Here is a 13671-nt window from a genome sequence, read left to right on the forward strand (position 1 = left end):
GCCGACCGTGGAAAAGCCAACTTGGTTAAACCGATTTTACAACCAGCATTAAAGACAAAATCACCAGAAACCCAATAAGAACGCGACGAAAAGCGATTTCGCTTAAAAACCGGCGAATCGCTTTTCCGAACCGCAACCCAACAAACATGGGCAGCAATGCCAACGCAGACAACGCCACCTCGTTGAATCCAAAACGCCCATACCACAGCATGGCAATATACGTGGGCAAGGAGCCGAGTAAGTAAATAATACTAATCGACGCGATAAACTCCTCGCGTTTAAGACGAAGGGCCATTAAGTAAGTAATAATAATCGGGCCGGTAAGCGTCGACACGCCCCCCATAATACCGGCAATCGCCCCAACCACCGGCCCCATCCAGCGCTCCTGTTCCGGCCCGATTTCGCGTGGACGCACAAACATCAAACCCACTGCGCTTAGTACCGCAACGGCAACAACCACATTGAAAAACGCAACGGAAAAGCCGGCGGTGAGTTTTACGGTGGCAACCGTGAACAACAACTGCACCCCGACGACACGACCGAAACGTCGCAGGCTATAACGCCAGTTACCGCCCTCTATGGCCTGCCAGAAATTCGACGATAGAACCGGCATGACCAACAAACCCATGGCCTGGGTACCCGGAACAACAAGAGACAGCATAGGCAGTACAACCGTGGGTAAGCCCACACCCATTGTTCCTTTTACAATGCCGCCAACAACGAAAATCGCCCCAACGCCTATCCATACAAGCCATGACCAGTCCAGCTCGGTTAGCAGCACTTTCTCTCCTGTTACAAAAACGATTGTTAAAAATCAGCGCTCATAAGTATAGAGGTAGTGACCCCACCTACTTCAAAATACGTGCTATTTCCTGAATCGCTTCGTTAACCGAATGACTAAACCCGGCCCATTGACACGCCATCATTAAATTACGCGGCAAACCAAAATCCTCCACGAGCAAACCATCAGGATCAAGGCCGTTCTGATTTGTCTCAACTTGATTTTTTAACGAACCCTGATCAGGAAAATAGGCCCACACCGGCTTGCCAAGCGCAATGGCAGCCCCGACTTCAAAAGCCGTACCGGAATCAGGCTCTTTGCCGCGAAACCACTGCAAGTTGGCCACTACACCATCGGCTTCGCGAATCATTTGCATATTAGCCAACGCGATTGCCCTGGCAGTGTCAAACGATGAACCGGCATTTGAAATTTCATTATCCAACGGATATAAACCTTCTAACCCTGCCTGACGACAACGTTCCTTTAAATACCGCCCCCATTCAACGCTGTCGACACGGAACACATCAGGCCCCGCCAGATAAACTTTTTTCATAAAACGAAACTCAACAACTTAATTTAATGCGGGCTATTATCTCAGTTAGACAAGGAGCCCACCATGACTAAATTCCTCAAGCCGCTTATATTTTTTACCTGCCTGTCGCTGTTTGCCTCGCCGGCCTGGGCGCTTAAGGTGGGTGACATGGCACCCAACTTTTCATTACCCGCCTCCGACGGCAACACCTATGCATTATCCGATTTTCGGGGCAAACAAGCGGTTGTGCTGGCCTGGTTTCCCAAAGCGTACACCTACGGCTGCACCATTGAGTGCAAATCTTTAGCCGAAAACGGTGACAGGATCCGCCAGTTTGATGTCACCTATTTCATGGCCAGTGTAGACCCGCTGCTCGACAACAAAGGGTTTGCCGAAGAAACCGGTGCCGATTTCCCTTTATTAAGCGATGAAGAGAAAACCGTTGCCAAAGCGTACGGCGTCCTAAGCGCATCGGGTGTAGCCAAGCGGCATACGTTTTATATCGGCAAAGACGGGCGTATTCTGAAAATTGATAAAAATGTACGGCCTGAAACATCGGCGGAGGATATGGTTGAGTCTTTAGAGAAACTTGGAGTAGCAAAGCAATGAAAATTCTAATGGTTGGGGCCGGCGCCGTCGGTGGCCAGTTTGGCGCGTATTTACACGAAAGCGGTGCAGACATTCAGTTTTTGTTGCGCCCGGCCCGCAAAAAGATTATCGATGCGGAAGGCCTCACGCTCGAATTGCCTGCGGGTAAATTACAAATTAAGCCACGCACGCTTGGCGCCGCTGAACTAACCCCGGATTTCGATCTGATCATTGTGAGCTGCAAGGCCTATTCACTTGAGAGTGTCATCACCGATATCACCCCGGCTATCGGCGAGCAGACCGTTCTCCTGCCCTTGTTGAACGGGCTTAGACACCTTGACATTCTAGGCCACAAATTTGGTGATGAGCGCGTCTTGGGTGGTATTGCGAAAACCGTCGCGACACTCTCTTCACCTTCATGCATTCAAATCAAACATGGGCCTGGCAATATCACAGTTGGCGCGCGCACGCCCGGCCAACAGCAAATAGCACACGCGGTGTGGTCGCAGTTGCATGCCGGCGGCATTCAAGCCTATTTCAGTGAACATGTTATGGACGACATGTGGGACAAATACTGTCTTATGGCATCGTTAGGTGCTGCGAACTGCCTGCTGGGTGGAACAGTTGGCGAGTACATGCGCAGCCAGGCGGGCGGAGAAATTGCGCTGCAATTATTTAAAGAATGCGTCGACACCGCCCAGGCATCAGGACACCCGCTGCATCCAGAGTCGATTGCTCGCATACGAAATGCGTTAACCAATCGCCACTCCAGCTTCGGCGCATCAATGTATCGCGATATGCAAGCAGGCCTGCCCGTTGAAGGCGACCATTTGGTGGGTGACATGATGCGCCGAGGCGAAGCATTGGGCGTTGCATGCCCCATGCTGAAAATTGCGCATGCCGTGCTGGAAACGTATATGGGGCGCCGCGAAAGCTAGCCAGCAACCGCATCACAGTAAATTTTTGCCTTGAACAATAGTTCCAGAACTGGAAAAAACGCCACCCCCCAGGTGATGAATGGTGTGCAGTGGCTTGTTTGCGTCATTGAATTGCCATCGCCCATTCGTAAACACCGTCGAATTAGCCGCTGCGTTCACCACCTCTGCAAAACACGTATCGTAGGCATCTTCGGTGTGCTTTTCAGGAAGATGCCGGCACTCCATCCACGCACTGCAACTTTGTTCCAAAAGCGGCACACCCGTGGTTTCACCAGCGACAATTGGCATTTGCAACGCACTGATCTTATCGTGTTCACGCCCGCTTATACGCCCCACCGAATAAGTTAAGTCGACTGCCGCAACCCCAGGAATACAAATTCCAAACACGCCACTGCTTTCGATCAGTTCGCGGGTATAGGTGGTTTTATCAATGACGATCGCAATGCGGGGTGGGTCGAACTCAACCGGCATTGACCACGCCGCCGCCATAACATTCTGTTTTCCATTATGCGCACTGGTTACCAGCACGGTGGGCCCATGATTAATTAAACGATTGGCATGCTTCAACAATACAGTTTCAAAAACAGAAGGTTCCATGGCTTAAGCCTGTTTGCTAGCAGAAATGAGAAATTAAACGATTACCACCAAAGATACACGATGCTTGCAAGCACCGCGATACACATTAAGTTCAAGGCGAATCCACAACGCATCATTGTGGGCTGTGGCACACGGTCTGTTGCGAAAACCAATGCATTGGGGGGCGTAGCAACCGGCAACATGAACGCGCAAGAGGCCGATAACGCGATTGCCGCGCCCAGATAAAGTGGCTGCAAATCCATCGCCACTGCTACGGGCGCAAGCAACGGCACCAACAAAGCTGCGCTGGCCGTATTGCTGACAAACTCTGTAAGAAACACGACACAGGCCACAATAACGGTAATAATCAGCCAAACCGGCAACCCCAGGATATTGCCCAGCACGATCTCGGCCAGATAAGCGCTGGCGCCACTGGCCGCCATGACTTGGCCTAAGGCAATACCCCCTCCAAAAAGTAACAACACGCCCCATTGCATGTGTTTCTGAAGATCAGACCAACTGACTACGCGGAACCCGGCCAAGGCAACAATAGCTGCGAGTGCCACCACGGTATCGAAGTCTGCACTGATACCGATTAATGGTGCCAGCCACCCGCCCATGATCCAGGCAAAAACCGTTAGCAGGAAAATAGCAACAGCTTTCGTTTTCGCCTGCGACCATTTAAAACCCTCATTGGAAAGTACAGAGACCTGCGAAAATTCAGGCCGAAGGATGAGCCACAACACCAGCAGCATAAGCGGCCAGAGTAACGCCACAACGGGCACCGCCAGCGCCATCCATTGTGCGAAAGTAATACCGCCGTATGCAGCCACAATCGCGTTAGGGGGGCTACCCACAATCGTTCCCATTCCCCCTATGCTGGCACTATAGGCCAAAGCCAGCAAAATAAAAGCCTGGGTTCTTGGGTGGCAGGTATTGGCACCGTCGTGTTGCGCCAGAAGCCCCAGAGCCAAAGGCAACATCATCGCGACCGTCGCCGTGTTACTCATCCACATGGAAAGCAAAGCAGTTAATCCGCAAAGTAATAACACCGCCCTAAGCTGCTGCCCTTTCGACAAACGCAACATAAACAAAGCCAATGCACGGTCAAGACCATGTGTTGCCAACGCGGCGGCCAACGCGAAGCCACCCATAAACAGAAAAATCGTAGGGTTGGCAAAAGACGACAACCCCTCTTTAACAGGCATGAGCCCCAAGATTGCCGCAAGTAGTGGCACCAGCAACGCGGTGACAACCAAATGCAATGCCTGTGTGATCCACAATAAGCCGATAAAAACGAACAGGCCTAAACCGAGGCGGGTTTCAACGCTCGCGGGCACCGTGTACCAAACTATTATGCCCACCGCGATGCAAAAAACAAACCGCCAAGGCGCCATTTTCTGCAGGCATTGACCCCCCTGTACCTTACGTATTAACGTCATTCCATGGCTCCATCGCCTGTGGTGCTATGTGTCAATGTTGCATTATTGATGCAACTCAAGATTTTTATTGCATAAATAATCGTAGCGCTACCCGAAACACCTAAAATCTGAAAAAAACCAATTATCTACTAACGACCTCATGCGACTATCGCCGTTATTTTTGCTTGCCGGAGCATTGTCTTTACCGCTGTACACTCAAGCCGGCCCGCACTCCTCCGTGGAGGCATTTAAACAAGAAGCGAGCCAACTACGCGACCAACAGAACTGGTCTGCTGCGATTGATTCGTTCAAGAAAGGCATTCAGCAGCATCCGAGTGCGTTATCACTGGCCGTTGGCTTAACCATGACCCTGGCCGACGCAGGCAATATTGCATTGGCACGCAAAGAGGCGCAACGACTCCAGAAAAAATGGCCTCATGAGCCTGACACCTACATAGCGGCGGGATATGTTGAACTCCGTGATCACAAGCCATACGCCCGGCTTGCCCTTGTAGATAAAGCCTACTCAATCGCACCCCAGATTGCTTATGTCCAGCAAGAATATATTACGGCGTTGCAAGGGGCCGGTATGCCCGTTCCCGCATCCGAAATTGCGGAAAAACACCCTGATCTGCTCACGTCCGCACAAAAACGTGAACTAAAAGGTGATGTGTTAGCAGAACGCACCCGACTGGCCAGCATAACGGCACGCCCCCACTCAACTCGTTTCGACATTGCCGACCGTGTTCTGGCTGAATACGCTCGTACCATTGCTGCCTGGCAGGACAACCCGGATGCCAGGCAAGATATCATCCGCCTGCGCCTCGACCGGCTCAGCGCGCTGCACGCTCGAAAACGCTATGCAGATGTCGTACAAGAGTATGAAGCACTGATAGCTCAAGGAGTGCGGATACCCGATTACAGCCTAAGCGTCGTCGCCTCTTCATACCTGACCTTACGGGAACCGGAAACCGCCATTCAACTCTACCAACGCGTGTTGCAAACACCAGAAGGGGAGTGGCGTGCCCAACGTCGGGCTGACGATGAAATCGGTTTGTATTACGCACTGCTGGAAAGTGGTCGCTACGAGGACGCCTTATCTGTCATCGCGCAAGCCAATGAGCGTCAACCGGTTTGGCTTTATATACCCGGCCAGCCGGAACGCGTGCCTAATCCCAGGAAGCTGGATACCGCGATCACGCAAACGATGGCGTATTACGCGCTGGATGATCTTCAGACAGCAGAATCGAGAATCGACGTAATGGTTGAAAAAGCGCCGAACAACACAGCATTACGCACTGCTCGCGCCACGGTGTATCGCGCACGCGGCTGGCCGAGAGCCGCCGAACGCGACCTTCAAATGGCACAGACAATGACACCCCGGGCGCTCGATGTCGAGGCCGGCCAGGCATATACCGCCTTGCAATTACAAGAATGGCAACAGGCGGACATGTTGATAAGCGACCTGGTGACACGCTACCCCGAAGAACCCGGCGTTCAAGCGCTCGAACGCGACTGGCAAATCCACCAGCGCCCGGAGCTGCGGATTGAGGCGTACCGTGGGCTGGCGTCAGACAACCCTGCCGTCGGCAACCGCGATTGGGGATTTGATTCGGCAATTTACACGTCCCCGTTCAAACACAATTGGCGGGCATTTGCGGGCATCGGCCAAGCGACTGCTTCGTTCGACGACGAAAACATTGACTATCGTTGGCAAAGGGCCGGGCTTCAATGGCGTGCCCGTGAAATTAGCGTTGAGGCGGAATTGTCGGCCAACCGATTCGGGCATGGCGTAAAAACGGGCGCCCGCCTGCAAGCCGATTTCAACCTGAATGACTATTGGCAACTGGGGCTAAGCGGCACATGGCTATCGCGTGAAACACCCCTGCGCGCACTTAAAGACAATATTCGCTCTAACAGCGCGGGCTTTGCCTTGCGATGGGCACCCCACGAAAGAACCTCCTTAAGCACGGGGCTAACGTATTCACGCTACACCGATGGCAACCGTCGGTTACTTGCCTTGGTAATGGGAAGGCAACGCGTGTTTACCCAACCGAATTATCATGTTGATGCAACGCTTGATATTTCGTTCCAGCGCAATACATTAAGCAATGCCAATTACTTTAATCCGCGCAACGACCTCACCGTTGTACCGGGGCTATCATTCAACCAGACACTGCACCGCCGCTACGACACCCACTGGCGCCATTTCATCACACTGGCTGCCGGCACCTACACACAAAAGGGTTATGGAACGGGAGCCTTATTCAGCGTGGGTTATGGGCAGCGACTGAGTCTGAACAAAGTACTCGATGCAGGCTTGACTGTAACGGGGGCATCACGACCCTACGACGGTGCGCGCGAGAAAGAGCTCCGCATTCAATTCGATCTGAATTACCGGTTCTGACCAAATGAATTTAATTAAACGTCTTCACGCATTCCGGTTTCTGCTTTGGGCAATGGCCTTTTTAGGGTTTGTTACGCTTTCTGCATGCCAATCGAGCGCGCGTACTCAATTTACGCCGCCTTCAGAACGACCAACAAGTGTGATGGAGACCGACTGGCCAAAACATGAGTTGCTTACTTTAGCCTACCACGATGTTGAAGACGGGCCGCCCGACCAAACCTTTTTGAGCGTCAGTACTGACCAACTGATCAATCAATTGGCCTGGTTGCGTGAAAATGGTTATGAAGCGGTTTCAATTGATCAGGTACTGGCCGCTCATGATGACCAAAAGCCTTTACCTGAAAAGCCGGTTTTATTGACATTCGATGACGGCTATCAAAGCTTCTACAGCCGTGTCTACCCGATTCTGAAAGCCTATCAGTGGCCGGCTGTCCTTGCCCCGGTTGGAAGTTGGGTCGATACGCCACCCGGAGGAAAGGTTGATTTCGGCGGCTTACCGGTTAATCGTGATCGCTTTCTGAACTGGCAAGAAATTACAGAAATGTCGGCCTCGGGGCTTATTGAAATTGCTGCCCATACAAACGATCTGCATTTTGGCACGCTGGCCAATCCGCAAGGCAACAAAGAGCCCGCAGCATCCAGCTATCGCTTCAACGCACAAACAAAAACATATGAAACACCAGGGCAATACCGGCAACGGCTCTCCAACGACGCCAAAACGATTGCAAATAAAATTGAAAAAGCAACTGGAAAGCCGCCCCGTGTTTGGGTTTGGCCATATGGTTCGGCAGGTGGAACTGCCCTGGAAATCCTGGCGGACCAAGGGTATAGCGTGGCAATGACGCTGGAAAACGGCGCCGGCGTGGTAAGCGATCTGATGAATATGCCCCGCATGTTATTGGCTAACGCACCCGGTCTGGGCGACTTCGCATCGCAGGCTTTGCGCGTCGACCAGCCCGACCTGATACGTGTTGCACACATCGATCTTGACTACCTGTACGACCCCGACCCGGCCCAGATGGATCGAAACCTGGGGCTCCTGGTGCAACGAATTGCAGACCTGGAAATCACCACGGTTTTCCTACAAGCCTATGCCGATCCAGTTGGCGACGGCCTGGTGAAGTCGTTGTATTTCCCTAACCGGTGGCTACCGGTGCGCGCAGATATTTTTAATCGGGTAGCCTGGCAGCTCAGGAACCGTGCGAAAGTGAAGGTTTATGCCTGGATGCCGGTTTTAAGCTTCGACCTGGCCCCGGAGTTGGACCGCGTGACACGATGGACCCCCGGCGCACCACAAACCAGCGCCCAACCCGACCCCAAACAATACCGACGGCTCTCACCATTCGACCCGCGCGCGCGACAACAGATTATTGAAATATATGAAGACCTGGCGCGTTACGCGCATTTCGACGGCATTTTATTTCATGATGATGCCTTGCTGAGTGACTTCGAAGACGCCAGCCCCTCTGCCCTGAAAGCTTATCGGCAGGCAGGCCTGCCCGACAACATTGCCGCACTGCGTGAAGACCCCGCGTTAATGCAGCGCTGGACCCGTTTCAAAACTGAAGCGCTAAACGACTTCACAATGACCCTGGCTGATCGGGTTCAAGCCGTGCGTGGCCCTCAAATAAAAACTGCACGCAATATTTTCGCCATGCCCATATTGGATCCTGAAAGCGAAGCATGGTTTGCTCAGAACCTTGACGATTTTCTGGATCTGTACGACTACACCGCCCCAATGGCTATGCCCTACATGGAAGGTGTTCCACCTGAACAGGCAACAGCATGGCTGACAGGGCTCGTTAATGAAGTGGCTAAACGGCCAGGCGCGCTTGAGCGGACTGTATTCGAGATTCAGGCACGCGATTGGTCAAAGCCTGACAGCCCCTTTATCGACGGGACGATTATGGCGGGCTGGCTGGAAACACTGCAATTGGCCGGCGCAAAGCATTTTGGCTATTACCCCGATGACTTCATCGCGAACCATCCGCCTCTGGCGGAAATTCGCCCCGCCATCTCAGCTTCCTGGTATCCCTTCCCATGAAAGAGCGCCTCCTGACCAAAGCCGCCCTGGCATTTATGCTGGCCGCCCCCATCGCGGCTTTGTTTGCCGTGGGGGAAGATGTTGTCCTGGGTTTCCTTTTCTTTTATCCCTTGTTTATGTCGGGCTTCTGGATGGCTGGGGGGCTTTACTTCTGGTGGCATTGGGAACGCCGCTGGGACTGGGGGCCAAATCGCAAACCGCCCGTCGTTCCAGGTGAACCTCTCATCTCCATTCTCGTTCCATGCTTTAACGAGCAGGATAACGTGCGTGACACACTGCATTACGCACTGAATCAACGCTACGAAAACATCGAGGTTATTGCAATTAACGATGGCTCCAGCGACAGCACTGCAAAAATCCTGAATGCAATGGCTGCCGAACACCCCAAGCTTCGCGTTGTCCATCTGGCAGAGAATCAAGGCAAAGCTGTAGGTCTGCGAATGGGCGCATTGGCTGCCCATAGCGAATACCTTGTGTGTATTGATGGCGATGCGTGCCTGGACCCCGATGCCGCTGCTTACCTTGTGCAACCGCTGGTTCAACACCCCCGCGTGGGCGCCGTAACGGGCAACCCGCGTATTCGCACGCGGTCAACCCTGGTCGGAAAAATTCAGGTTGGCGAGTTTTCTTCGATCATCGGTTTGATTAAACGAACACAACGTATTTATGGTCAGGTTTTTACCGTATCCGGCGTGGTCGCCGCCTTCCGACGGCGAGCACTTGATCGGGTCGGTTATTGGAGTCTGGACATGATTACCGAAGACATCGACATTAGCTGGAAACTACAAAGAGACCATTGGTCAATCTTTTACGAACCCAGGGCGCTGTGCTGGATTCTAATGCCGGAAACGCTGAAAGGCCTATGGAAACAGCGGCTGCGCTGGGCACAAGGCGGCGCCGAGGTTTTTGTAAAGAATGTTCACGATTTATGGACCTGGCAACACCGCCGCTTATGGCCTATGTTCGCAGAATACTGCCTTTCAACGCTCTGGGCATATTTGTTTGCTGCCTCAATTCTGCTTTGGATCGCAGGACAGTTCATGCCGTTGCCGGAAGCTATTCGGGTCCATAAACTGGTTCCACCGGGTTTTACGGGTTTAGTACTTTGTGCAGTGTGTTTAATGCAGTTTACGGTCAGTGCCTTCATCGATCGCCGCTACGAACGTAACAGCCTGGGTAACCTGTTCTGGATTGTGTGGTATCCCATGGTTTATTGGATGATCAACCTGGCAACCACCCTGGTCAGCTTTACCAAGGTGGCCCTCATGGGCCAGCGGCCTCGGGCGCGCTGGATCAGCCCCGACCGCGGTATCCACAACCAACAGACGGGAAGATCAGAATGATTATCAAAACACAACGCCCCTGGCGTCTGATCATACTGGACACAATCCTTACAATTATTGCCTGGGTGGCATTTCTGGCCCTGTTTACGCTGGGTATCAAATCGTTGTGGGCCATGGTGCAAAACCACAACCCCGAATATTTAGTGAACGACGTTATTCCGCTGATGAATACGTTTAGTTTTTACACGGCCCTGGGCATTATCAATGCCTTTATTCTGTTCTTCTGGGCTCGCTACAATATTTACCGCTTCCGAGGTAAAGAACGCCGTAAACCGCTCGACAACCTGAACCACACGGATTTGCTGAACAGCTTTCGTATCGACACCACCAGCCTGCAAGCGCTGCACGAAAACAAAGTAGTCGTCATTCACCATCAGCCCGACGGTTCAGTAAAAGCAGTCGACACCTTACAATGACTGCGCGGGTAATATCGTCCCCTCACAGTTGCCGAAACCCACGCGATAACCCTTGCCCTGACACCACCCCGTCAGGCGAATCGCATCGCCGTCTTCAATAAAACTGCGTTGCCCTCCCCCTGCCAGGGTATAAGGCTCTTTGCCATTCAAGGTGATTTCCAGCAACGACCCATAAGAACCCGGCTCCGGGCCGCTAATCGTGCCGGAACCCATTAAATCGCCCACCCGCACGTTGCACCCCGACACCGTATGATGCGCCAACTGTTGAGCAATCGACCAATACAGGTATCGAAAATTGGTCTGGCACAACAGTTCTTCTTCATTACCTTCATGTGGACTCAACCACGCTTGCAACTGGATGTCGAACGCGTGGTGGCCGGTTTGCTGCAAATACTTCAGCGGAGCAGGTGACTGCTCGGGCTGCGCAACCCTGAACGGTTCGAGTGCATTGAACGGCACGACCCAAGGCGAAATGGTGGTTGCAAACGTTTTGGCGTTGAATGGCCCCAGGGGCACATACTCCCAGGCTTGTATATCACGGGCGCTCCAGTCATTCAGCAACACCATACCGAAGACGAAGTCTTCAGCCTGATCGCACCGAACAGGCGTTCCCAGTGGCGTATCCTGACCCACAATAAAACCCATCTCCAGCTCCAGGTCGAGCTTGCGACATGGGCCAAATATGGGACGGGTCTGATCGGGCAGCTTTATTTGACCATTCGGCCTTTTAACCGGCGTGCCGCTGACCACCACCGACGACGCTCTGCCGTTGTAGGCGATCGGCATTTCACTCCAGTTCGGCAGCAAGGCGTTATCGGGGTCTCGAAACAGCTTACCCACATTGGTCGCATGTTCCTTGGATGAGTAAAAATCGGTGTACCCCGCGACCTGAACCGGCATATGCATTCGCACACCGCCCAGAGGAAACAGACAACGCGCGCGCAACGCCTGGTTATCACGCAACGCAGATTCGGAATCTCGCAGCAACGTCGCAATGCGCCCGCGCACATCGTGCCAGGCCGCACGGCCCAATCCAATAAACGCATTAAGCGTGGGCCGATCAAAGACTGTTTCGTCACATACCAGTAACCCCTCAGACTCAAGTACCGCCAAGTCGAGTACATGCTCGCCAATTGCAACACCGATACGTGGTCTCGCCCCAGGCTCAGGCGAAAACACACCATAAGGCAGGTTTTGAATGGGGAAATGCGTATCAGCTGAATTGGCAGACTCGACCCAGCTACGCCAATCCGGTTGCGGCCCAGTCGTGGTCATACAGACTCTCCAGAGTTAAAGTGGCGCGCAAGGCTTTGCCAGCACAAATAATAGTCATTCTGTCGCAGGGGGCTGACAATTGCCTCATTCGAGGGTAACAACGGAACACGCGTCTCGAACATAAAAGCCAGCGTATCCATTACTTTTCGTGGTTGGCTGGTATCTTCATTCGACGCTTTCTCAAACGTTTCGGCATCGGGCCCATGCGAGACCATACAATTATGCAAGCTGGCCCCACCCGGCACAAACCCGCCTGACTTGGCATCGTATTGCCCTTGAACCAGACCCATAAACTCGCTGGCAACGTTACGATGAAACCATGGTGGACGAAAGGTATTTTCCGCCACCAGCCAACGCGGCGGAAAAATGACAAAATCGATATCATCCACGCCGGGCGCATAACTGGGCGACTGCAACACCAGGAAAAGAGACGGATCGGGGTGGTCGAAGCTAACCGTGCCAATTGTGTTGAAACGACGCATGTCGTATTTATAGGGCGCATAATTGCCGTGCCAGGCCACCACGTCGCAGGGTGCATGATCTAACGACGCGTACCATAATGCGCCCTGAAACTTGGCTATTAACTCGTAGTCGCCTTCCTGATCCTCATACCAGGCGACAGGCGTTTCAAAGTCGCGCGACAAGGCCAAGCCATTCGAACCAATCGGCCCCAAATCGGGCAAGCGCAACAAGGCACCATAGTTCTCGCAAATATAGCCTCGCGCATGGCCGTCGAGTATGCTCACATTAAACCGGCACCCTCGCGGAATCACCACCATTTCCTGCGGTTCAACACGTAACAGGCCAAACTCGGTTTTAATGCCCAGTATTCCGTCCTGGGGCACAATCAACAACTCGCCGTCGCCGTTATAAAAATAGCGATGCCCCATCGACTCGGTTGCGCAATACATATAAATAGCGCAGCCCGACATCGACTGTGGCCCACCGTTCCCGGCGAACAACCGCCAGCCGTCAATAAAATCTTTTGGCTCCGCAGGTATCGGCAGCGGATTCCACCGCATGGGATTGGGTTCCGGGTAAGCACACAACTGCTCTTTCACCCAAGCATTTGAATACGGTTTGAAAGGCGAATGCACCGCACCCGGGCGAATACGATAAACCCAACTTCGGCGGTTTGCATCGCGCGGGGCGGTAAATGCCGTTCCCGAAATCTGCTCGGCATATAAACCGTGCGCGACCTGCTGCGGCGAATTTCGACCCACCGGCAACGTGCCGGCCAACGCCTCTGTTGCAAAATGATTGCCAAAGCCCGATTGATATCGCAATTCGGATTGATCGAACAAACTGGAGCCGGCTGATGGCGCAGCGGCCTTGTGCTTTAACGACATA

General features: G+C 53.0%; 12 protein-coding genes. 6 read left to right on the top strand and 6 right to left on the bottom strand.

All coding sequences use genetic code 11. From position 1 onward, the window contains the following. Positions 1 to 25: 25 nt before the first annotated feature. Both G9Q38_RS00285 and G9Q38_RS00290 read right to left on the bottom strand, forming a co-directional pair. On the bottom strand, positions 26 to 781 hold the full coding sequence (locus G9Q38_RS00285) for a sulfite exporter TauE/SafE family protein (protein WP_166126589.1): 756 nt from the start codon (positions 779 to 781) through the stop codon (positions 26 to 28). 67 nt (positions 782 to 848) lie between these two features. Next, positions 849 to 1334: a nucleoside 2-deoxyribosyltransferase gene (locus tag G9Q38_RS00290; RefSeq protein ID WP_166126592.1), complete on the bottom strand. Its 486-nt coding sequence runs from the start codon at positions 1332 to 1334 to the stop codon at positions 849 to 851. Between the two features lie 63 nt (positions 1335 to 1397). On the opposite strand from G9Q38_RS00290, the gene G9Q38_RS00295 reads away from it, so the two are divergent. Both G9Q38_RS00295 and G9Q38_RS00300 read left to right on the top strand, forming a co-directional pair. Then, complete coding sequence (locus G9Q38_RS00295) at positions 1398 to 1922, top strand: peroxiredoxin (RefSeq protein WP_166126594.1); 525 nt, start codon at positions 1398 to 1400, stop codon at positions 1920 to 1922. Continuing rightward, positions 1919 to 2839 carry a ketopantoate reductase family protein gene (locus tag G9Q38_RS00300; RefSeq protein WP_166126597.1) on the top strand — a complete coding sequence of 307 codons (921 nt, stop codon included), beginning with the start codon at positions 1919 to 1921 and terminating at the stop codon, positions 2837 to 2839. The genes G9Q38_RS00295 and G9Q38_RS00300 overlap by 4 nt, the downstream gene beginning before the upstream one ends. A 12-nt stretch (positions 2840 to 2851) precedes the next feature. Here G9Q38_RS00300 and G9Q38_RS00305 read toward each other — a convergent pair whose 3' ends face one another. After that, positions 2852 to 3436, bottom strand: coding sequence for a flavin reductase family protein (locus G9Q38_RS00305; RefSeq protein WP_166126600.1), 585 nt, complete (start codon positions 3434 to 3436; stop codon positions 2852 to 2854). A 41-nt stretch (positions 3437 to 3477) separates the two neighbouring features. Further along, a complete protein-coding gene (locus G9Q38_RS00310; protein ID WP_166126603.1) occupies positions 3478 to 4857 on the bottom strand; it encodes an SLC13 family permease in 1380 nt (459 codons plus the stop codon). 139 nt (positions 4858 to 4996) lie between these two features. Between G9Q38_RS00310 and pgaA the strand changes: the two genes are divergently transcribed. Genes pgaA through pgaD form a run of 4 tightly spaced genes read left to right on the top strand, consistent with a single transcriptional unit; the run spans position 4997 to position 11046 of the window. Next, positions 4997 to 7243, top strand: coding sequence for a poly-beta-1,6 N-acetyl-D-glucosamine export porin PgaA (gene pgaA, locus G9Q38_RS00315; RefSeq protein WP_166126606.1), 2247 nt, complete (start codon positions 4997 to 4999; stop codon positions 7241 to 7243). 4 nt (positions 7244 to 7247) lie between these two features. Then, positions 7248 to 9287, top strand: coding sequence for a poly-beta-1,6-N-acetyl-D-glucosamine N-deacetylase PgaB (gene pgaB / locus G9Q38_RS00320; protein WP_166126608.1), 2040 nt, complete (start codon positions 7248 to 7250; stop codon positions 9285 to 9287). Continuing rightward, complete coding sequence (pgaC, locus tag G9Q38_RS00325) at positions 9284 to 10630, top strand: poly-beta-1,6-N-acetyl-D-glucosamine synthase (protein WP_166126611.1); 1347 nt, start codon at positions 9284 to 9286, stop codon at positions 10628 to 10630. Before pgaB ends, pgaC begins: the two co-directional genes overlap by 4 nt. Beyond that, positions 10627 to 11046 carry a poly-beta-1,6-N-acetyl-D-glucosamine biosynthesis protein PgaD gene (pgaD, locus tag G9Q38_RS00330; RefSeq protein ID WP_166126614.1) on the top strand — a complete coding sequence of 140 codons (420 nt, stop codon included), beginning with the start codon at positions 10627 to 10629 and terminating at the stop codon, positions 11044 to 11046. The genes pgaC and pgaD overlap by 4 nt, the downstream gene beginning before the upstream one ends. Here pgaD and fahA read toward each other — a convergent pair. Then, positions 11038 to 12321, bottom strand: a complete 1284-nt coding sequence (fahA, locus tag G9Q38_RS00335) for a fumarylacetoacetase (RefSeq protein WP_166126617.1) — start codon at positions 12319 to 12321, stop codon at positions 11038 to 11040. The two genes, pgaD and fahA, sit on opposite strands and share 9 nt — an antisense overlap. Continuing rightward, a complete protein-coding gene (gene hmgA / locus G9Q38_RS00340) occupies positions 12318 to 13670 on the bottom strand; it encodes a homogentisate 1,2-dioxygenase (RefSeq protein ID WP_166126619.1) in 1353 nt (450 codons plus the stop codon). The genes fahA and hmgA overlap by 4 nt, the downstream gene beginning before the upstream one ends. Between the last annotated feature and the right edge of the window lies 1 nt (position 13671).

This window comes from Pusillimonas sp. DMV24BSW_D, from assembly GCF_011388195.1.
In the GTDB taxonomy this organism is placed as follows: domain Bacteria; phylum Pseudomonadota; class Gammaproteobacteria; order Burkholderiales; family Burkholderiaceae_B; genus Neopusillimonas; species Neopusillimonas aestuarii.

Bases quoted from the DNA above. Each gene is read 5' to 3' on its own strand.
- G9Q38_RS00290 (WP_166126592.1), bottom strand. From the start codon at position 1,334: ATGAAAAAAGTTTATCTGGCGGGGCCTGATGTGTTCCGTGTCGACAGC.
- G9Q38_RS00295 (WP_166126594.1), top strand. From the start codon at position 1,398: ATGACTAAATTCCTCAAGCCGCTTATATTTTTTACCTGCCTGTCGCTG.
- G9Q38_RS00300 (WP_166126597.1), top strand. From the start codon at position 1,919: ATGAAAATTCTAATGGTTGGGGCCGGCGCCGTCGGTGGCCAGTTTGGC.
- G9Q38_RS00305 (WP_166126600.1), bottom strand. From the start codon at position 3,436: ATGGAACCTTCTGTTTTTGAAACTGTATTGTTGAAGCATGCCAATCGT.
- G9Q38_RS00310 (WP_166126603.1), bottom strand. From the start codon at position 4,857: ATGACGTTAATACGTAAGGTACAGGGGGGTCAATGCCTGCAGAAAATG.
- pgaA (WP_166126606.1), top strand. From the start codon at position 4,997: ATGCGACTATCGCCGTTATTTTTGCTTGCCGGAGCATTGTCTTTACCG.
- pgaB (WP_166126608.1), top strand. From the start codon at position 7,248: ATGAATTTAATTAAACGTCTTCACGCATTCCGGTTTCTGCTTTGGGCA.
- pgaC (WP_166126611.1), top strand. From the start codon at position 9,284: ATGAAAGAGCGCCTCCTGACCAAAGCCGCCCTGGCATTTATGCTGGCC.
- pgaD (WP_166126614.1), top strand. From the start codon at position 10,627: ATGATTATCAAAACACAACGCCCCTGGCGTCTGATCATACTGGACACA.
- fahA (WP_166126617.1), bottom strand. From the start codon at position 12,321: ATGACCACGACTGGGCCGCAACCGGATTGGCGTAGCTGGGTCGAGTCT.
- hmgA (WP_166126619.1), bottom strand. From the start codon at position 13,670: ATGTCGTTAAAGCACAAGGCCGCTGCGCCATCAGCCGGCTCCAGTTTG.